This window comes from Staphylococcus croceilyticus, assembly GCF_002902575.1.
Classification (GTDB): Bacteria; Bacillota; Bacilli; order Staphylococcales; family Staphylococcaceae; genus Staphylococcus; species Staphylococcus croceilyticus.
The window spans coordinates 15539-35600 of sequence record NZ_PPRD01000012.1 but is presented as its reverse complement, the minus strand read 5'-3'; the positions used below and the strand labels follow the sequence as shown (position 1 = coordinate 35600).

The window sequence follows — 20062 nt, the reverse complement described above, 5'->3', positions numbered from 1 at the left end:
GGGAAAATTGACAAAAATACTCGTATTTGATAACTTTATTTTAAATTGTTAGAAAATTCTAAATAGAGTGTAAAGGAGTCTTGCATATGTCAATTAAACCATTTCGAGCTGATCACGTAGGAAGTCTTTTACGTCCTCAACGTTTAAAAGAGGCACGTGCTAAATTTAACAATAATGAAATTTCTCAAGAAGATTTAACCCAAATTGAAAACGAAGAAATTGAACGTATTATTGAAAAACAAATTGAAATTGGCTTACATAGTATTACTGATGGCGAATTCCGCCGTAGTTGGTGGCACTTTGATTTCTTAGAAAATATTGATGGCGTAGAAGGTTATACGCCTGAGCATGGTTTAGAATTTGAAGGTGTAGAAACGCGTCCACACAATGTTAGAGTCGTTGATAAAGTGAGCTATAATCCTCAACATCCCCACTTTGAACATTTTAAATTTTTATATGACAAAGTAGATGGACGCGCTACTGCAAAGGTATCCATTCCTAGTCCTAACCAATTATTCCATCCCAATATATTAAATGAAGATGTTTATCCTAATATTGAAGACTTTGCACATGATATCGCTAGAGTATATCATCAATCTTTACAGAAATTTTATGATTTAGGCGCACGTTATATTCAAATCGACGATGTATATTGGGCAGGGTTGACTGAAGGTACGCAAAAAGTCCGTGGACGTCAACGTACGGATGAAGAAAAAGTACAAGCTAGAGAATTAGCGTATAAAGTGATTAATGAAGCAGTAGACGGTTTACCAAATGATTTAGTTTTAACGACACATATTTGTCGTGGTAATTATCAGTCTACGTGGGCGATTTCAGGTGGTTATGAAGCCATTGCACCGTATTTGTTTAAAGAACACTTGCATGGTTTCTTCTTAGAATATGATGATGATCGTTCGGGCGATTTCGAGCCTTTACGTTATTTTAATAAAGAGGCGTATGCTGTTCTTGGTTTAATTACATCGAAAACGCCGGAACTTGAAGATAAGGAATTAATTAAGCAACGTGTCAAAGAAGCACAACAGTATGTGGATTTAGACCATATTTGTATTAGTCCTCAATGTGGATTCGCTTCTACTGAGGAAGGTAACCATCTTACTGAAGAAGAGCAATGGGCGAAGTTGGCGTATGTTGTGGAATTGGCGAATGAATTATTGGGTAGTGCGGAATGATAGGCTTGTTAATGTAAGAAAGCTACACGAAGCTCTTGTCAGTATGGGCTTTGTGTAGCTTATTTGTATGCTAATTGTCTTTGTGTTTTAGGGCGTATTGTTTAATAATAGCTTCATGTTGGGGGTACATGCTGAGTAACTCGTCTTGAGTGAATAACTCGAAGTGGTTAAATTCAAAGGCTGGCTGGCACATACACCCTACTAAGCTATAACCTTCTGTATCGGTTAGGCTTGAGGCGAAGATGGTACCTTTTGGCACGAGGTGTTGCAATACATTCCCCTTTTCCAAAAAAGGACCTAATTGAGCAGTTTGATAATCGCCGTCTGGCGTAATCATATGAATCGTTAATGGTGCGCCTGCATGATAATACCATACTTCATCGGCGTCGATGCGATGGAAGTGTGAGATATCGCCTGTGTTCAGTAGGAAATAAATGCTACTGAATGGCGCTCTTTCTGAGTTACTCATAGGTTCTCGCATGGTTTCTTTATAATAGCCACCTTCTGGGTGTGGCGTAAGATTAAGATGCTTTATCCAATATTCTGCGTTAGCATTCATTATTTTAAGTCCACGTTATGGAATACGTTTTGAACGTCTTCTAAATCTTCAAGTGCGTCGATTAATTTTTCAAATGTAGCTTGGTCTTCTTCAGATAATTCAATATCTGTTTGTGGTAACATTTCAAATTCTGCAACCTTGAAATCTTCAACGCCTGTTTGACGTAAAGCGTCTTGTACTTGGGCAAATTGATCTGGTTCAGCATAAACGATTGTTAAGTCGCCGTCTTCTACAACGTCTCTTACGTCTACGTCTTGTTCCATTAACGCTTCAAGCACGTCATCTGCTGATTTGCCTTCAATACCAAATGTAGCAGTGTGGTCGAACATGTAAGCTACTGAGCCAGATACGCCCATGTTTCCGCCGTTTTTACCGAATGCTGCTCTTACGTCTGATGCAGTACGGTTTACGTTATTTGTTAAAGCATCAACGATTAACATTGAGCCACTTGGTCCGAAACCTTCATAACGTAAGTGATCGTAGTTCTCGTCGCCAGCACCTTTTGCTTTATCGATTGCTCTATCGATAATATGGTTTGGTACAGAGTAAGTTTTAGCTCTTTCAAGTACTAAACGTAATGCTTGGTTAGATTCTGGATTAGGCTCACCTGATTTTGCAGCTACATAGATTTCTTTACCAAATTTAGCATATATTCTACTTGTATTTTTATCTTTTTGGGCTTTTTTCTCTTTAATATTGTTCCATTTACGTCCCATAATGTCATCTCACTTTCATACTCAATAATCCTTATTATATAGTATTACTTTAGTGTTGTCTAAAGTAGGCGTATCATATCGGGATTAACTATTTCGTTACTTTTTTTGAAAATAAAAAATACTGACAAAGCGCTACGGCCGTCAGTATTTCCCATCTCTTAAATTAAAGATCTAAAAATTCTTCAACATCTTCAAATAAAGCATTAAATTTTTCAATATTCTTTTTATCCATGTAGATAAAAATTTTACGTTCATCTTCTGTAGAACGTACCTTACTTAATCTTTCTTTTTCTATAAGTCTGCGAATTGAAACTAATAATTTAGTTCTACTCAAATCTAGCTCATCAATTGCGATTTTTAAGAATGATTGCATTAACATTTGATCTTCTGCGATATGTTCATGAGCTAATTTTAATAAAGCTAAATCATTTAATGTCAACTTATATTGTTTATCTATATATTCTGATAATGCTTTATATTGTTTATAGAATTCTAGCAATTTATTCAGTTTGTCATTATTCAATGCTTCTTGCACCTCCAAATATAAGCGGACAACTCATCTTATATTATCTTTTAAATTTGGAGGCTTGTCCTTTTCATTTGTTTTGAAATTTTTGTTAAATTTACTAACAAACTTAAATATTGTTGTACAACATATTTTATTATTTAATCTTTTTGTTTTTATACACTTTAATAATATACAAGGAATTATAATTTAGTTTTATTTTTAGTGGCTCATTTTTGAAATTATGCTCTCTAATTTTATATGAAGGATGCATGAGTTGATCCATTCGTTTTAGAAATGTATTCGACCAATCATATTTATCTCTAATATCTCTAGATATTACGTTATTAATGTTTCCGTGATAATCATCAATTTTTTGTATTTTAACTAAATATGTTCTTTTTAACTGATCTTCATTGAAATCTATATATACGTCTGTTCGATCATAGTTCATATCGTTAGATTCACTTTCAGACACACGCCAATCATATACAAAAACAGTATAGTAATCCTTTTCATCAGTAATAATATAATTATCTTTAACGTATTTAGGTTGGTTACTCATAATGATAATCTGATCAATCATTGTACCAAGAATAGATTTAAACCCATTTTCATCAAATAAATGAAGCGCATTAAATAAATGTGGATATTGTTTGAAATTAAAACCGATTCCATTGAAATAACATGCAGTTTTAATAATTGTTTCCATTAAAAGAGGCGCACTATTATTAAGATCATTATTCGTATTATCGATAAAATTATGATTTTCAAAATTTAAAAATATAATTTTTTGTTCTTCTAAATCAATTTGTTTTAAAATTTCTCGTATATTCTGATAGCGCAAAATATTCTTAACTAATAACCGTTCATTTTGTTCAATTAAGTAAGGCATTTTTAATTTTGCATTATCAATATATAAAAACTCAAAATTGATTCTTTTTATTTGTGATTCTAATGTTTTAAAAAGAACAGGTTCATTAAGCAATTTTGCGATTTCTAATCCAAAGGTAAATCGATTTGTTTTATGCTGAATTTTCAAAATCACACGGTAAATTGCTTTTAAATCAATATCTTCTAAGTCAAATACTAATCCAAGTTGTTGGGCATTATTGATATCTACATTTTGTGCTGTAAAATGAGCCATTACATCTTCATAATTAGATTCTAAGAAATCAACCAAGTTTAAATCTTCTAATTTAAAAGTGACATTTAGATTATTTCTTATAATATATTCAAATAGTTTTTGGCGTTCTTTTACTGTAAGTTTTTCTTTAATATCTCGCATATTAATTCTTAAATAAAACATTAATGTAGAGTCTTTATGAAAGAGAGGTTTCGCAAAATTTTCTAAAAATAATAATTTCAGTTCCTCAATAGTATTAACTTGTATTACTAAATAATAAGGATTGACTATTGTATCAATTTTAGAATCTACATATATTTTATGTTCAATTTTTTGATCATAATATTGTTGTTTTAATCTAATAATATTTTCTATATTTTTTAGACTATCATCAATTTGATGTTCATAATCCATGATAATTGATTTTTCATATTTACTACATGAACGATATTCATTTGGTGTAACACCAAGATAACTTTTAAAAGTTTTAGAGTAGCTTGAAGCGTTACTAAAACCGACTTTTTCACTAATTAAACTAATAGTGTCATTAGTTGTTAATAATAATTCAAAAGAGTTAGCTATTTTAAGAGTGTCGACATATGTTTTAAAGCCTATATTTAATAATTGATTAAACTGCGCTGACAAATTCGATTTAGATGTAAATAATTTAGAGGATATGTCTTTTAAGGTTAACTTTTCAGTTATATTCTTATTGATATATTCCAACACTTCACTTAATTCGCCATAGTATGAGAAATTATATTGATTATTTGCTATATTTTTTTCAATACTTCCTTGTTTACCAATAATATTAACGATATCTACAATAGGTTGAGTGTCCTCTGATGTCGTCGCATTTCTTAAATAATTATCTGCTATTTGTAATAAAGCACGTTTTATAGCATTCATCGCTTTTACTAAATTAGTTGAATACTTATAGTCGAAGAATTTATAACCTTGTTCTCTAAACCAATCGCTCGCTATATAAAGCATGAGTGTTTTAGTATTTTCTCTAATAGAAAAGACATCTGAATTGTTAATAATATAAATCTCATTTTCTACAGTAACCATTTTTGTAAAATGTTTCACTTTTAGTTGACCTTCTATTGGAAAAAGAAGAATAATCCCATCTTGGCAACGTGTCATGTTATATTCATGTTTCGTTAATAAGTGGAAATAGGCACTGGACATATCTTCACCTCTTTCTTTTCTTGATAGCTTTACTCTTTTGATTAATTTATATCCCTAAAAACATCAGTTTAGCGTTTAAATGTAAATCTACCACAACATTAATACTAAATCAAAAATTCACATATATATAAATTAATTTTAATTTCTTATTAAATTGGTATTCAAAAAGGTTAAAAAAAGATGTCACGTTAATTGCCCTCAATTCCTACAAATATATAAAGTAACTTGTCATACTAAATGATTACTCTACAAAATTGAAATGATTGAAAACAATCCGTCAACATCTTTGACATATTATAAGGTATTATATCTTTTAAATTTTAGTTTTTAAAGCGATTTGCTAGCCTTAACACATCTTTAATAATATTTAATAAGTTAATAAAGAGGTTGAAACCCATCTCTCGAGGAGTGAAATTTCCCCTTTTCATCCTATTAAAGTCATATAAGGTATATAGCAAGAATAGAATTAAACCAATGATTGTAATAACAGTGTGATAAATCGGATTATGTACAAATATTCCAATTAATCCACCAATAATAAGTGCAATAAGGGCAACAAATAAATACTTTCCTAAACTTGAAGCATCATTAATAATGAAGTAGCCTAAAATACCAAATACAATGAATGCACCTATTGCTAGTAAAATATTCTTATAAAACACTTCTGCACCTAAATTTTGCATATACATTGTAAAAGTGGCATAGGATAATAAGCCGACGATAATAGCGTAAATATGAGAAATAATTAATCCATATTTACGTGCACGTTGAATAAATAACGTGGCTAAAATAATTACAAATAAAGCGATCGATAAAGGCTTTCTCCATTCCATTGGTAAGTATTGTCCAAAATAGCAACCTATTCCAAAAATAATCCAATAGTATGTGAAAAAGAGCCAAACTTTCGAATAAGCATGAGAGTGTTGATTATCGTGTGCTTTATGTTTTTGTTTATTTTCAGAAGTATTCTGCTGAGAAGCATTTGAAGAATGCGCCATATATCTAACCTCTCTCCAATAAATTTTATTTCCTCTTTCATTCTGATTGTAACTTATGATGATTGAATTTTAAAAGTTTCAATCCGTTTTCGTATATATTTCCCTCAAAACATCTATGTTTATCACTACTATAATTATTTTCACCTATTTAATTGTAAAATTTGGAAGTTACATACCTAAGAAATGTTACAAATTTCTTCTTTTATAAAAAATATATATTATTATAAAGGCTTTAAACTTACGTGTGTCAACGGCTGAGCCATTTTTACAAAAAACAGGTCAAATGTTAATAATATTACAAGATAATAACAACGCCCAAACTAGTCCAAATTTTTGATAATATATTTACGTGATATATGAATGAATTTATGAATATTTAAGTGAACAAATTTTATTTATAATAAATTATCAGGAGTCAAGGAGGATATTAAGTTTGAAAAAGTTAGCATTCGCAGTTTCAGTTGCATCTGGGGCCGTCGCATTATTTTCTAATCATAACGCTGAAGCGTCGACACAACATACTGTCCAAGCTGGCGAATCTTTGTGGAGTATCGCTCAAAAATACAATACATCAGTAGATAGTATTAAACAAAGTAACAATCTTTCTAATAATATTATTTTCCCTGGTCAAGTGCTTACAATTGGCGGCTCAAGTTCTTCAAATTCAAACTCAAGTTTGAGCTCTATTTCTACATCATCATCAGTTTATACAGTACAATCAGGCGATTCTCTTTCTTTTATTGCTAAAAAATATGGCATTTCAGTAGATGCCCTTATGAAAGCTAATAATTTATCTGGATATTTAATTACGCCAAATCAACAATTGAGAATTCCTAGTGGTAATACTGCTACTTCTACAGCTACTCCTAAGGCTGCTACAAGTAATAGTAATAATGGTTATACTTCTCCTACATATAGTCATCAAAATTTATATACAGCTGGACAATGTACATGGTATGTTTTTAATCGTCGTGCGCAAGCTGGCTTACCTATTAGTACATATTGGTCTGATGCAAAATTTTGGGCAGGTAATGCTGCACAAGATGGTTATTTAGTTAACCACGTGGCTACGGTTGGCTCAATTATGCAAACTACTGATGGATTCTACGGGCACGTAGCATACGTAGAACGTGTGAATGCAGATGGAAGTATTTTAATTTCTGAGATGAACTATTTAAATGGACCTTATAATACAAATACACGTATTATTCCTGCATCATCAGTTTCAAGTTATAATTATATTCATTAATTTTATTTAAAAAGGCCCCGTCATAACTTAATGGTATGACGGGGTTAAGTTTATATTCAAGCTCTTTTAGCATACTGTAGGAAAGGCTCAAGCCTGTAGTCTTGTAAAGGCGTTCTTAGATAGATACTCACTCACTTAAGTTGCTAAGCTTTCCAGGGGTGCCGTCTTTAAAGCAGTTCTTAAATGGATTGATATTACACTTAAGTTGAGATGCTTGCCTAGGGGGCTGGGTCGAGCCTTGGTCTTGTAAAGTAGTTCTTTGATTTTAATCATTAGAACTACTTACTTAAGTGTGTAAACACTTAAGTTCCTCAACCCCAACTGGCATTGCTTGTAGAATTTCTATTCGACATTCTTTATGTTGGGGCCCCGTCCCCAGCTTGCTTTGTTTGTTGACTTTCTATGCGAAAGTCTTTGTGCTGGGGCCCCGCACTCAACTACGTTCCATTATCCATTTTAGAACTACTTACCTAAGTGCCATAGCACTTAGGTTCAATAAACATACTGCTCCCCTAGGAGTCAGGAGTCTCCACAACTACACGTCGTAATCTATCTTAGAACTACTGATCTACATATTTTAAAACTTAAACTTTTTCTTTCAAAAAATACATTTTCTATATTTATAACTAAACAAAAATCCTAGTATACTCTCATCTGTTTAGATGGCTTAGTATACTAGGATTTTTAATTATATATTGTATGTAGCTATTTTGAATCGATTTTTATAAGAAGATACTCATTATCCAGAATATAACTGCTGCTAATAGCGCAGAGATTGGTAATGTAATAATCCAAGTAATGATCATACGTTGTGCTGTACTCCATTTTACACCTTTTGCACGGTTAGAAGCCCCTACACCAAGGATTGATGAAGATACAACGTGTGTTGTTGATAATGGGAAGTGTAATGATGAAGCTACAAAAATTGTTAATGCTGATGATAAGTCAGCAGCTGCACCATTAGCTGGACGGATTTTCATGATGTTTCCACCAACTGTTTTAATAATCTTCCAACCACCAATGGCAGTACCAAGACCCATCGCAGTCGCACAGGCTATTTTAACCCAAAGTTCAGGTTCAACATTCGAACCATCTTGTATATTTGCTACGATTAAGGCTAATGTAATAATACCCATTGATTTTTGCGCATCATTCGTACCGTGAGAGAATGATTGTAATGCCGCAGTAAATACTTGGAAGAAACGGAAATTACGATTTGCTCTCCTTAAATTCGCATTCTTGAAAATGATTTTTACTAAAGTATACATAATAAAACCAACACAGAACGCGATAATTGGTGAAACAATTAATACGATAATAATTTTAGTGAAACCTTGATAGTGAAGTGCTCCAAATCCTTCAGCGGCGATAGCAGCACCTGCTATCGAACCGATTAATGCATGTGATGAAGAACTAGGAATACCATAAAGCCAAGTCACTAAGTTCCATACAATCGCTGCCAAAATTGCTGCTAATACTACAACTAAACCATTGTGCAATTTGAATGGATCTACAATATCTTTAGTAATAGTACCAGCTACGCCAGTGAAAGTTAAGGCACCGACGAAGTTCATAATCGCTGCTAATAAAATCGCAGTTCTTGGCGTTAATGCACGTGTAGATACTGCTGTAGCAATCGCATTGGCTGTATCATGGAAACCATTGATAAAGTCAAAGATTAAAGAAAATACAACGATAGCTATAGTGACAATTAGTACATAATCCATAAATTAAAACTCCCTTAGCTATTTTTCATAATAATCGTTTCAAAGTTATTTGCTACAACTTGACATTTATCTGCTATTTTTTCCATGCTTTCATAAATATCTTTTATTTTAATTAATGTGATTGGATCTGTTTCACTATTGAAAATGTGTTTAATTGATTGTCTTAGGATACCGTCACAGTTTGTTTCAAATTCTTTAATATTAATAGAATGAATACGCATGTGAGATAATTTTTTATCAACTAATAATCCAACAGCTAATTTCATTTCCGCTACTGCTTTTTGGATGTTTTCTACGAATTCAGCCATATATTCATCAGTATATTCAATTGAATACATTTCAAACATGCCAGCTGTTACTTCCATAGCGTCAAGTACATCATCGATAGCGTTACATAAAGATAAGATATCTTCACGTTCGATTGGTGTAATGAATGTTTGGTTTAAATCTGTAATAACTTGATGCATAAGATCGTCACCATGTGACTCGTAGGTTTTGATATTGTCAGAATAAGCTTTTAAATCTAAATGCGTATTGAAATCCATTTTCCCGAATTCAACTGCTGCACGATCCAAGTTAAATACCATTTCTTCTAATTGAACCATGAACTTATCCTTTTTCTTAGTAAACATTATAAAGCCTCCAATTTAGCGATTGTTACCAACCACATCGTTAATTTTTATTCGTTGTAAGACAATTTAATATAAAGAATACATTTACGATAAGAACTTTCAAATGCCTTTTTCTGACAATTTGTAAATTTTATGTAAATATAATGTTTTACTTTTTTTAAATGTAAGACTCTAATACTGAATTTGTCCCTACTTGAAAATATCACAAAATTTACATATCCACAATTACATTTACAAATTCTTTACAAACAGAAAATATTAGCTCAATTTTTCTAAATTGAGTGATTAATTGTTCGTTTAGAATGGTTATAAGCAATAATCGCGAAAATACTATAAATTATTGTATAAATCACCATAACTACAAAAATAGGTCTTTGATTACCGAAGCCAATTAATTTCATAAATACTAAGGCAGCAAAATAAGCATGTAACAATGCAATAATTAATGGTAGACCGAAATTAAACGCTACTTTTAATTTTAAGCCTTGCGCCATATCTTTTTGAGTAAAGCCTAATTTACGTAGCACTGAATAATTTTCTAAATCATCTTCAGTTTCATCAATTTGCTTAATATAAATAATACACCCTGTTGCTATTAAGAATGCGACACCTAAGAATGATGAAACGAATAATAAAATACCAGTTAAACTAGATATTTCACTTACAACTTGGCTTCTTGTTTGAACATCTTTATTCAAATTACTTACTATGCGTTCTAGCTTAGGAAGATCTTTATTATGTTTTAAATCAAAACCATATTGCGACACAACATTTTTACTTTTTGAATGTGCTTTAAGATAATTATATTCATCTTGATTAAGAACTAATGTAGGACCACCCAAATCTACATCTTCTTCAAAATAGATTTTCTTTACTACATTATTTAGTTTAATTTTGACATTGTGTTTCTTAGTACCTATAACTGCTGTTCCATGTGCTCTATGTTGCATCAAGCCGTGTGCTACACCTTTAGGTATAAGTAGCGTGGCTTGCCCTTTTTCTAAAGAAATATTAGAAAAATATTTGTCACTAGTAACCGTTACAGCATAAGGTTTACCTGGACTTACATCAAATAAATGATCTTTATATAATTGAGAATAAACAACTTCTTTAAAGTCATAATTATAATTGATGTGATGATGCTCTAATTCAATTCCAAGTTCATTTGCTATATTTTCATTTTTCAATGTTACTTCATGAGGTGATTCTAAAAGCACTTCATTGTTTAATGAACTTCGGCTAAGCGCCGCAAAGCATAAGACAGAGACTGTAATTGCAGAAACAACTGCCAAAACTGTTAGTGAGAATGCGTTTTTTCGAATACGAAACATTAGTGACGATGTAAAAATGACATCATTCACACTGACATTTCCACCTTTAAAACGCTTAATCATCTTTAATATGAGAGAAACAGTACTTCTAAAAAAGAAATAAGCCCCAATAACTGTAAGAAATAGAATAATGAAAGGTATAAAGATATTATCTATTAAATCAAAGAAGCGCGTTGATAAATAATAACCTGCGAGAATTAAAACGATTCCCAATATTCCTAAAATAATTTCACCAATAGTGAGCGTCACTTGATTTTCATCTTTACTTTCGTGCGCTTTCATTAAACTTTGAATGGAATGCTTAGTTAAATATATCCAGGCTTGTATGATGATTAAAAGGTATGCCATCACTAAAATTAATAACGTTTGTCCAATAGCTTGAAAACTAAAGACAATGGATACTGAGGTATGTATACCTAAAATTTTCAATACAATCATTAATAAAATCTTCGAGCCTAAAATACCAATCCCAATACCTAAAATAGCAGTAAGTAAAAAGATGAATACTTGTTCTAGCATTAACATATAGATAATACGCTTTTTATCTAAACCTATCGTTTGTAAAAGTCCAAATTCATAACTTCGTCGCTTTATAAACAACATGTTGGTATAGATAATAAAAACGATAATAATAATAAATAGAAAATAACTCCCAATCTGAGAGCCTTGTCGCACCATTGATAATGATTGATGTATATGTAAATGATGGACATACTTAATAGTAATAAAACTGAAAAACAACACAATACTAAGTATGAGCGAGAAGAGATAGATGGCATAATGCGTCACGTTTTGCTTAAAATTCTTCCATATAATATGACTAAAACTCATAGACCATGCCACCTAAAATACTTTGCGCACGTAAAATCTCTTTATGGAAGGTTTGACTATCATCTTCACCTTGATACAATTGCGTGAACACTTGCCCATCTTTCAACATAACCACACGATTAGAGAAACTTGCTGCTAAAGGATCATGCGTCACCATGACAATCGTTGCATTATATAAGTCATTAATCATTTGAAAACGTTGCAACAAATCTCGCGTATTTTTTGAATCTAATGCTCCAGTTGGCTCATCAGCGAAGATAATCTTTGGGTGTGTAATAAACGCACGCGCCGCTGACGTACGTTGGCGCTGTCCACCAGATATTTCTGATGGATATTTGTTACTAATATCAAAAATGTTAAGCCTTTTTGTAATACGTTCATATCGTTCATTCATTTCTTGCTTACTCAGTTTCTGAACCGATAACGGCAACATTATATTCTCTTTAACTGTTAAAGTATGCAATAAATTGTATTCTTGAAAGATAAATCCTATATCTTTCTTTCTAATTTCAGATAATGCTTTATTCGATAATTTTTCTAATTGTTGGTCTCCTAAAATAACTGAGCCATGAGTCAAATAGTCAATCGAACTTAATACATTTAATAAAGTCGTTTTACCTGAACCAGATGGACCCATAATAGACACGAATTCGCCTTCTTCAATAGCTAAATCAATCCCTTTTAATACTTCTTGTGCCGTTTGTTTCGTGCCATATGTCTTTGTTACTTGTTTCGCCTCTAATATTGTCAACTGGATGTTTCACCTCATTCTTCTTTATATTCAACATTGTTAAGTATTTCGTACCTGTTTAATCAGTTTTATTATAGTCTCTAATGCAATGATAGAAATGAAGATGAAATGACAAATCACGCATTTAATATGACATTGTTGTCACTTGACCCATTCGTTCTGTGATTTCATTTTGCTTTGGAAAAGTTAAGACAAATGTAGTTCCCTCGCCGACGGTAGACGTTACTCCCACATCAATTCCTAACTGTTGTTTCACGCTATCAACTAAGTACAAACCTATACCAGAAGATGTGGTTTCGTTACGATTCGCTGTAGAAGTAAATCCACGTTCAAATATACGTGGTAAGTCTTTGTGACTAATTCCTCTACCGAAATCTTTAATTTCCAGTGCTACATAACCGTCGCGATTAAAAGAACGAATGACAATGTCTTGATTTTGAGAATATTTCAATGAATTTGATAAAATTTGACGTATCATCATGCGACACCATTTCACATCTGTATATACTTCAGGCGTAATATCAAAATTCAAATCATAGCCAATTCCCTTAGCTTGACTAATATGGCGTGTTAGTTGGATTTCTTCAATTACTAGTCGTTTTAACGGAACTAATTCAAAGTACATATCTTTATTTTTTGATTCTAATCGTGTTAAATAAAGTTGCTTATCTAATAATTCATTAATACGCGCCCATTCGTATAATAATGCTTTTTTATGTTCCACATCTTCTTCTTGATCAATCAATAGCTTCATCGCTGTCACAGGAGTTTTGATATCATGCACAAATTCAGTTAATGACTGCTCGGTATTTTGTATATGAAGCTGTTGTTCCACTACTTTTTCTTTTTGATTCGTTAATTTGCGATACAAATAATCGACCATTTCTTGTTGAAATGGATTTTCCGCTAACTCTTTATGCTTTATTTCTTCAATTTCTTTATTATTATGCAAATGTTGATATATTTTTACTTCTTTTAGAAAAGTAAAAACAAGAAATACACACGTTAAACCAAGGTTTAACGATACAATATAAGCCACACTGCGAATCGCAATATCATAATCAATATAAGCAATACCTAATAAAATGAGATGTAAAAAAACTATCCAAAATATCCAATTACTTCGTGTTTTTAGAAATAACCAAAACCATTTTATATTACTCATGTGCCATGTAACCTTTGCCTACTTTAGTTTCAATTTGAGTATCCATTTCGATGTCAGCTAATTTCTTTCTTAAACGGTTAACATTCACAGTTAATGTATTATCGCTGACAAAAGCTTCATCGTCCCATAATGCTGTAATTAAGGTATCGCGCGTAACAATTTGATTTTGTTTTTGAATAAGCATTTCTAAAATGATCATTTCTGTTTTAGATAAATAAATGACCGTCTCGCCTTTTTGAATACTATCTTTAGATAAATCGACTATGGTATCTTGCCAATTCAATGTACGCTTTTCTTCTGCACCAAATTCATATACACGTCGATAAATAGCTTGTAACTTCGCAATTAATACATTAGTATGGAAAGGTTTTTGCATATAATCGTCAGCACCAAGTTCCATACTCATTACTTGGTCCATTGGATTATCACGAGAAGATAAAAATAAGATAGGTACATTAGATACTTGTCTAATTTTACGGCACCAGTAAAAGCCATCGTATTTAGGTAATTGCACGTCCATAATGACAATTTCTGGCTTGGCTTCTTCATATGTCTCCATTACTGAACTAAAATCGTTAATACCTGTTACAAAGAAATCCCAATGTTCTAATTCTTTCTTCAATTCTTGGAATAATGTTTGATCATCTTCTACCAATAATACTTGCATGATTTTATCACCTTATCATTTTGTATATTTCATTTTTTCTCCAGATTGGACGCGTCCATTGAAATGTTTAATACGACAATCAATTTCAAATCCTCTCATGATTAAACCTTGTATTGGCGCTTGGATAAAATAATACAATGGCCAGAATAATCTAGGAATATAGTCGTATAAATGAACTATAACGAGACGTGTACTCTTAATTTGGCGAAATTCTAACTTCCCTTGCTTTTTAAAATTAGGTTTAACCATTGAACCGCCTACAAGATGTAATGTGACTAGTCCAGTATCGTTTTCCTTCTTCTTTAAAATTAGCAATGGCTTAGCCTTGTTTCGTGAATAAATAATATAATGATCATCTTTTTTATACGTATGTACCAATGTCCCACGTGTTTCATTAAGCCATGTAAAGAAATAATCAACTATGTGCGTTAAAGTCCATTTTCTAGGTAAGATAATTCTTAACGCTGTGCGTACATCATCATACTTAGATACTTGCAATTCTACGTTAATATGGGGTCGTTTAATTTGAGTATTTGTTGTTTCAACAGGTACGCCATAATTTTCTAAACGTTGAACCGTTTCACTGTCGAAACGACTACCGCTCACATACACTATTTTATGAAGCCCTTGTTTAGCTGCCGCTCGCGCAAAGTTATCTGCAGCAATTAAATTTAAGTCACGAGCCGTTGCTTGAGTTAACTTAGCAGAGTTTTTATTCGGATCTAAATAATAAACGGCGATGTCCATCCCTTCCATAGCTGCTACAACATCTTCATAGTTATAAATATCCCGTTGCAACCACTGAATACGGTCGTTATGCTCTTTTTTAGTATTTGGATATTTAGACAATGCATATAAGTTAACATCATTTTCTATTGCATTACTAATATATTTACCAATATAACCACTACCGCCAGCTAATAATACATTCGGTTTCATATTTAGAATTGCTCCTTTTATTTTCAAAATTTTTTTATTATATGTATATACAAAAAATATTGGTATAATAATCTTTAAGATAAGAGGAAAACCTAAATTTATTTAGTTACAAATAATTGGAGGTCTATCCTCTTTAAATGCATTACATTGGGAGGAAGCCAAATGGCTCATATCATTCGCGAAATCAGTATCAAAGACGTTGAAGACTTTATGAAACTTCTTAGCAAAATATATGATGAATCAGACTATACACTATATAATCCTGGCGAATTCACACCAAGCGTTTCAAGTGTTAGTGACTATCTGGAACGCATTATTACCTCTCCGCGTAATACGATTTTCGTTGCCGAACAAGATGACCAATTAGTAGGCTCTGCATTAGTTACCACTGAAGAGTTAGAGCGTATCAAACACGAAGCCGTTCTAACACTTGGCGTCAGTCAATTATATCAAAAACATGGTGTAGGTTTAGCGCTCATCAATGCTGTAGAAGCTTGGGCTATTAATCACGACATTAAACGTCTCGAAGCTTCAATTGTTCCTGAAAACGATCGGGCTGTTGAACTTTTTAAAGGTGCGGGTTTTAACATTGAAGGCGAACTTAAAGACAAATTATATATCGATGGCAAATACTACAATAAATATGTCATGGCCAAGTTACTTATCTGAATAATTACAGTATATATTATACGCTAATCATAGTCATAATGATTAATTTTAAGTACACATTTAATTCGTCCAATACAATAAAAATGTCCTGAGAATTGATTTCAATTCTCAGGACGTTTTTTATTGTTATTTTTAATAAGGTGATAATGAGAAATGGCTATCCGAATTCGTCGAACCGTCTAGTGGTGCTTGTTGTTGTTGTTCAACACCTGAAGATGACGTATTACGACTTAGAAACTCAAGAACCCGCTTCATATTTTCTTTAGATTCTGGTTTATCGAGATGAAACTGATATTGGTGATGTAAATGATGAGAACCATCGTAAAATAACGTGCTAACAGGCACATGTTCATCTTTCAACTTATGATAAAACTCAATATTTTGACTATAGAATGGATCGGCATCACCTACTGATAAGAAGGTTGCTGGATAATCTTTAGTGACTTGATTAAGCGTAGACATTTGAGAAATATTCTTAAAGTCTGTTTCCCAATGGCTTTTACCGGTATAACTGCGCATGAACATTTGAATTCTAGGGAATTCTGTCGCTCTAACTGTCTTCATGTCATAGAACCCACCAAAAAAGATAGCGCCTTTCAATTGCTGTGGCGTAAATTGTTGTTTAAAATTCATTTCTTGTCGTAATTGAGGATTAGTTTGCATTGCAACAAATTGGCTTGTCAATTGCGCACCTGCTGAATCTCCACCTATCACAACTTGATTCAAATCTATTGGGAAATGGTCTTTGTTATTTTTGATAAATTGCACCGCGTCGTTCATTTGTATTAAAGGTGTTGGATATTTAAAATTTGGTGCTAAAGCGTAGTTAACGTTAACGACGACGTAGCCTTGTTCGACAATCTGTGAAAGTAACGGATTCTTATACTGTTTATCTCCCGCTACATAGCCACCGCCATGCATCCAAAAGATAACCGGCAATTTACTATCCTTATCCACATCAGTAGGCGTCATGATATCTAATTGACTGCCCGGTATATGTGTATTATACGTTATATTTTGAAAAAGTTTGACATTCGGATTATCGACTTTTACCTTTTCACGGGCAATTTGCTGTTTTTGGGTGTGTTGATAATGTGAATATAAATTCCACGCTAACAATCCCCCCACAATTAACACCACTATACTTGTCATAGTTAGCCATTTACGTTGGTTCGTCATCCCCTGCAGTCCTTTCAACTGAAGATTGGTTATTGGGTTCTGCCTTTTCAAAAAAAGAAAAAGCAATCCGTATCAAGTTCACGAATTGCTTTTAAGGGTAAAACATTCATTCTAAATTGTAAAGTCTGGGTTTATGCAATATGATCTTTATCGTCTTTCTTACGTAGGTAGTATTTAATTAATACGGCTACAACGATGAATAGACCAACGACACCCATAATGTTATATAAGAAATTAATTAAATCTGCGAATCCAACGAAACTTAAGATAAACGCAGCAATCATCATTATGATAATAAAGATATGATATTTTTTGCTGTAAGGCTCTGTAAAACGAGCAGCGAATGAATAACATAAACCTAAGATAGTATTGTACATTACTGCTAGCATAATAATAGTAAGCACAAGTCCAATCCAAGGGTTAATATCATTAGCTAATGTTAATGTTGGAATTTCAACATTTTTAATATGAGGATATTCTGCTTGTAAGGCGAAATTGATTAATGCTAATAGAATAGTATAAATAACGCCACCAAACATTGCACCAGCGCCTGATACTTTACGTTTTGAAGCATCGCCACCGATAGCAACGATGGTACTAAAGCCTACTGCAAAGGCTAAACCGCCATACATTAAGCCTCTTACAATCCCCCAGAAAACACTTGTTTTATCTACTGTTTGGTTGACTTCACTGATTGAAATACTACCTGCAAATAAATAATAAACGGCAATAAGAATTACCATAATAATTAAGAATGGTGTAACAATACCAAGTGCGCTTACAATCTTATTAAAGTCGAGTAATAATGTTAAATAAATGATAACTGTCATAATCAGAGCGCCTAGCCAAGTCGGAATTCCGAAACTTTCTTGGAAGGTTGATCCTGCACCAGCAATCATCGTAACAGCGATACCAAATAAGAAGAAGACTAGAATATAGTCGAAAATCTTACTGAACTTTTCCCCAAATAAATATTGTAATGTTGATTCATGGTTTGTGGCTTCAAAAGCGGTACCAATTTTCGCAACTTGACGACCAATGAAACCAAGAATTAAACCTGAAAGTAATACGCCAATATATGACCATAGGCCATATGGTGTAAAGAATTGCATAACTTCTTGGCCAGTTGAGAATCCAGCACCGACCACAATGCCCACATAAGCGAAACCAATTTTTATAGCTTCTTTATTTAATCCCATGCGATATAATAACCTCCTTAAATTTGACACGTGTGAATTATAACGTATTGATAAGAATATGCAACAGTGTATATTCGTTAAATGACAACGTTTCGGGCTATCATACCTATTCTGATAACGATTAGGACAAATTAAATAATTTCGTAAAAATGTAAATATTTGAAGATATTTTCATAAATGAGTAACTAGCAATGGAGGCAAGATGTTGTTTCAAGAAAGATATATATCAATAAAAAAACCAGTATTAAAGAAGCACTTACTCCTCATACCGGTTTCGTTAAAATTTATTTCGAGCGACCATATTGTTGCAACTCGTTAATATCGACTACCACGTTGTCCATACGTTTTGCTGTTTCTTTTAACGCGTTTCTGGCAACATGGTTTTTTGGATCTAATTTTAAAATTTGTTTAGCTACTTTAAATGCTTCGGAATCTGAAATAACAGGTTCAGGAATGGCATGTAATAACAACATTTGTAGTAAGCTTTTAACTTCTTGACCATTTGTTAATTGAATAGAAGATTGTGCGTGATAATACGCTGAGTCAAGCGCGCCTTCCACTTCACTTAATGGATAAACTAATAATAGGAATGCTAAATCATGCAATTCAGCGCTTTCTTCAAATTTAATCATATCTAAGATACATGTATAAAACATCATACTTTCATGTTCATGGGCACAAGAGATATAAGCTTCTTCAAAATCTAAGAAGTCAGCTTGGGACATAAGTTGTCTAACTTGTTCAAATTCACCATTCAGTACATAATTCGTGATGCGCTCTTGCATGGTATTGCCCTCCTATTCTTGTCTTTCACAATACTATTATTTTACCATAATTCATTCTATTTTCTATTTTATAAATGAATAAATTAACATTTATTTTTTACTCTAATAGTTTTTGAAATACAACTCATTTCTATTTAAAAGCAGTTGACTTAAACGAGGCTTTCTCAATCTCTTCAATTGCTTCATTTACACTTCCGCCTACAGATAATTTAACAGCTGCTACAAAACTACCTTCTACAATTGGCGCATTGACTTTTTTTATTTTAAAAGGACCTTTGTATGTTTCAATTGCTAAATCAATGTTCATTTCTGCTGAACCTAAATCATAAAAACATAAGGCATCATCATCTAAGTTATTCAGTATCTTTTGAACTTCATCTAACGACGTGCCTAGGCCATGTTCTACGCCACCATATGCAATTATTTTAACACCTTTTGCCATGTTATTCAGTAAGGCTTTAGTCCCATTTGCGATGTCTTCACTATGACTCACAATTACGATGGTCGCCATTATTATTTACCTCCAGCTTTCTTTTACTGTATCTTTTGCCTACATTATAATGCACCCTTTTTGTATACGCTATCATTTTTGGAATGCGTGAAACAAGTGTACTTAACAATTTAATTTTCTATTTACTGTCAAACGTGTTTGG

The 20062-nt window shown here is 32.4% G+C and carries 19 protein-coding genes; 3 read left to right on the top strand and 16 right to left on the bottom strand.

Features of this window, described 5'->3' with window-relative positions; translation table 11 throughout:
- Nucleotides 1–86 precede the first annotated feature (86 nt).
- Complete coding sequence (locus CD128_RS02860) at nt 87–1190, top strand: 5-methyltetrahydropteroyltriglutamate--homocysteine S-methyltransferase (RefSeq protein WP_103328575.1); 1104 nt, start codon at nt 87–89, stop codon at nt 1188–1190.
- 70 nt (nt 1191–1260) lie between these two features.
- On the opposite strand, the gene CD128_RS02855 is transcribed toward CD128_RS02860, so the two are convergent.
- The 5 genes from CD128_RS02855 to CD128_RS02835 all read right to left on the bottom strand — a co-directional run bounded on the left by CD128_RS02855 (nt 1261) and on the right by CD128_RS02835 (nt 6285).
- Nucleotides 1261–1749 (bottom strand): cupin domain-containing protein, encoded by a 489-nt coding sequence (locus tag CD128_RS02855; RefSeq protein ID WP_103328574.1) that lies wholly within the window; start codon nt 1747–1749, stop codon nt 1261–1263.
- The gene (locus tag CD128_RS02850) at nt 1749–2465 is read right to left on the bottom strand and encodes a YebC/PmpR family DNA-binding transcriptional regulator (RefSeq protein WP_103328573.1); all 717 of its coding nucleotides are present in this window, start codon (nt 2463–2465) and stop codon (nt 1749–1751) included. The genes CD128_RS02855 and CD128_RS02850 overlap by 1 nt, the downstream gene beginning before the upstream one ends.
- A gap of 163 nt (nt 2466–2628) precedes the next feature.
- The gene (locus tag CD128_RS02845; protein WP_103328572.1) at nt 2629–2988 is read right to left on the bottom strand and encodes a transcriptional regulator, SarA/Rot family; all 360 of its coding nucleotides are present in this window, start codon (nt 2986–2988) and stop codon (nt 2629–2631) included.
- Between the two features lie 139 nt (nt 2989–3127).
- The gene (locus tag CD128_RS02840; RefSeq protein WP_103328571.1) at nt 3128–5287 is read right to left on the bottom strand and encodes a helix-turn-helix transcriptional regulator; all 2160 of its coding nucleotides are present in this window, start codon (nt 5285–5287) and stop codon (nt 3128–3130) included.
- Between the two features lie 320 nt (nt 5288–5607).
- The gene (locus CD128_RS02835; protein WP_103328570.1) at nt 5608–6285 is read right to left on the bottom strand and encodes a Bax inhibitor-1/YccA family protein; all 678 of its coding nucleotides are present in this window, start codon (nt 6283–6285) and stop codon (nt 5608–5610) included.
- Between the two features lie 433 nt (nt 6286–6718).
- Between CD128_RS02835 and CD128_RS02830 the strand changes: the two genes are divergently transcribed.
- On the top strand, nt 6719–7534 hold the full coding sequence (locus CD128_RS02830; protein ID WP_103328569.1) for a LysM peptidoglycan-binding domain-containing protein: 816 nt from the start codon (nt 6719–6721) through the stop codon (nt 7532–7534).
- Nucleotides 7535–8256: 722 nt separating this feature from the next.
- Here the strand turns inward: CD128_RS02830 and CD128_RS02825 are convergent.
- The 7 genes from CD128_RS02825 to CD128_RS02795 all read right to left on the bottom strand — a co-directional run bounded on the left by CD128_RS02825 (nt 8257) and on the right by CD128_RS02795 (nt 15577).
- Complete coding sequence (locus CD128_RS02825) at nt 8257–9261, bottom strand: inorganic phosphate transporter (RefSeq protein ID WP_103328568.1); 1005 nt, start codon at nt 9259–9261, stop codon at nt 8257–8259.
- Nucleotides 9262–9275: 14 nt separating this feature from the next.
- Nucleotides 9276–9893, bottom strand: coding sequence for a DUF47 domain-containing protein (locus CD128_RS02820; RefSeq protein ID WP_103328567.1), 618 nt, complete (start codon nt 9891–9893; stop codon nt 9276–9278).
- Nucleotides 9894–10165: 272 nt separating this feature from the next.
- Entirely contained in the window at nt 10166–12055 is a 1890-nt protein-coding gene (locus tag CD128_RS02815; RefSeq protein ID WP_103328566.1) for an FtsX-like permease family protein, read from the bottom strand.
- Nucleotides 12045–12806, bottom strand: coding sequence for an ABC transporter ATP-binding protein (locus CD128_RS02810; RefSeq protein WP_103328565.1), 762 nt, complete (start codon nt 12804–12806; stop codon nt 12045–12047). The genes CD128_RS02815 and CD128_RS02810 overlap by 11 nt, the downstream gene beginning before the upstream one ends.
- A gap of 124 nt (nt 12807–12930) precedes the next feature.
- Nucleotides 12931–13971 (bottom strand): sensor histidine kinase, encoded by a 1041-nt coding sequence (locus CD128_RS02805; RefSeq protein WP_103328564.1) that lies wholly within the window; start codon nt 13969–13971, stop codon nt 12931–12933.
- A complete protein-coding gene (gene graR, locus CD128_RS02800) occupies nt 13964–14638 on the bottom strand; it encodes a response regulator transcription factor GraR/ApsR (protein ID WP_103328563.1) in 675 nt (224 codons plus the stop codon). The genes CD128_RS02805 and graR overlap by 8 nt, the downstream gene beginning before the upstream one ends.
- A 15-nt stretch (nt 14639–14653) precedes the next feature.
- Complete coding sequence (locus tag CD128_RS02795) at nt 14654–15577, bottom strand: NAD(P)H-binding protein (protein ID WP_103328562.1); 924 nt, start codon at nt 15575–15577, stop codon at nt 14654–14656.
- Between the two features lie 162 nt (nt 15578–15739).
- Between CD128_RS02795 and CD128_RS02790 the strand changes: the two genes are divergently transcribed.
- A complete protein-coding gene (locus tag CD128_RS02790) occupies nt 15740–16246 on the top strand; it encodes a GNAT family N-acetyltransferase (protein ID WP_103328561.1) in 507 nt (168 codons plus the stop codon).
- Nucleotides 16247–16378: 132 nt separating this feature from the next.
- On the opposite strand, the gene CD128_RS02785 is transcribed toward CD128_RS02790, so the two are convergent.
- The 4 genes from CD128_RS02785 to dhaM form a co-directional block, all read right to left on the bottom strand.
- The gene (locus CD128_RS02785; protein WP_103328560.1) at nt 16379–17425 is read right to left on the bottom strand and encodes an alpha/beta hydrolase; all 1047 of its coding nucleotides are present in this window, start codon (nt 17423–17425) and stop codon (nt 16379–16381) included.
- A 131-nt stretch (nt 17426–17556) separates the two neighbouring features.
- Nucleotides 17557–18624, bottom strand: a complete 1068-nt coding sequence (locus tag CD128_RS02780) for a YkvI family membrane protein (RefSeq protein WP_103328559.1) — start codon at nt 18622–18624, stop codon at nt 17557–17559.
- 284 nt (nt 18625–18908) lie between these two features.
- Nucleotides 18909–19409: a hypothetical protein gene (locus CD128_RS02775; protein WP_103328558.1), complete on the bottom strand. Its 501-nt coding sequence runs from the start codon at nt 19407–19409 to the stop codon at nt 18909–18911.
- 130 nt (nt 19410–19539) lie between these two features.
- A complete protein-coding gene (gene dhaM, locus CD128_RS02770) occupies nt 19540–19920 on the bottom strand; it encodes a dihydroxyacetone kinase phosphoryl donor subunit DhaM (RefSeq protein ID WP_103328557.1) in 381 nt (126 codons plus the stop codon).
- Nucleotides 19921–20062: the final 142 nt, after the last annotated feature.

Bases quoted from the DNA above. Each gene is read 5' to 3' on its own strand.
- CD128_RS02850 (WP_103328573.1), bottom strand. From the start codon at position 2,465: ATGGGACGTAAATGGAACAATATTAAAGAGAAAAAAGCCCAAAAAGAT.
- CD128_RS02795 (WP_103328562.1), bottom strand. From the start codon at position 15,577: ATGAAACCGAATGTATTATTAGCTGGCGGTAGTGGTTATATTGGTAAA.
- CD128_RS02790 (WP_103328561.1), top strand. From the start codon at position 15,740: ATGGCTCATATCATTCGCGAAATCAGTATCAAAGACGTTGAAGACTTT.
- CD128_RS02860 (WP_103328575.1), top strand. From the start codon at position 87: ATGTCAATTAAACCATTTCGAGCTGATCACGTAGGAAGTCTTTTACGT.
- CD128_RS02840 (WP_103328571.1), bottom strand. From the start codon at position 5,287: ATGTCCAGTGCCTATTTCCACTTATTAACGAAACATGAATATAACATG.
- CD128_RS02825 (WP_103328568.1), bottom strand. From the start codon at position 9,261: ATGGATTATGTACTAATTGTCACTATAGCTATCGTTGTATTTTCTTTA.
- CD128_RS02820 (WP_103328567.1), bottom strand. From the start codon at position 9,893: ATGTTTACTAAGAAAAAGGATAAGTTCATGGTTCAATTAGAAGAAATG.
- dhaM (WP_103328557.1), bottom strand. From the start codon at position 19,920: ATGGCGACCATCGTAATTGTGAGTCATAGTGAAGACATCGCAAATGGG.
- CD128_RS02775 (WP_103328558.1), bottom strand. From the start codon at position 19,409: ATGCAAGAGCGCATCACGAATTATGTACTGAATGGTGAATTTGAACAA.
- graR (WP_103328563.1), bottom strand. From the start codon at position 14,638: ATGCAAGTATTATTGGTAGAAGATGATCAAACATTATTCCAAGAATTG.
- CD128_RS02780 (WP_103328559.1), bottom strand. From the start codon at position 18,624: ATGGGATTAAATAAAGAAGCTATAAAAATTGGTTTCGCTTATGTGGGC.
- CD128_RS02785 (WP_103328560.1), bottom strand. From the start codon at position 17,425: ATGACGAACCAACGTAAATGGCTAACTATGACAAGTATAGTGGTGTTA.
- CD128_RS02855 (WP_103328574.1), bottom strand. From the start codon at position 1,749: ATGAATGCTAACGCAGAATATTGGATAAAGCATCTTAATCTTACGCCA.
- CD128_RS02835 (WP_103328570.1), bottom strand. From the start codon at position 6,285: ATGGCGCATTCTTCAAATGCTTCTCAGCAGAATACTTCTGAAAATAAA.
- CD128_RS02815 (WP_103328566.1), bottom strand. From the start codon at position 12,055: ATGAGTTTTAGTCATATTATATGGAAGAATTTTAAGCAAAACGTGACG.
- CD128_RS02805 (WP_103328564.1), bottom strand. From the start codon at position 13,971: ATGAGTAATATAAAATGGTTTTGGTTATTTCTAAAAACACGAAGTAAT.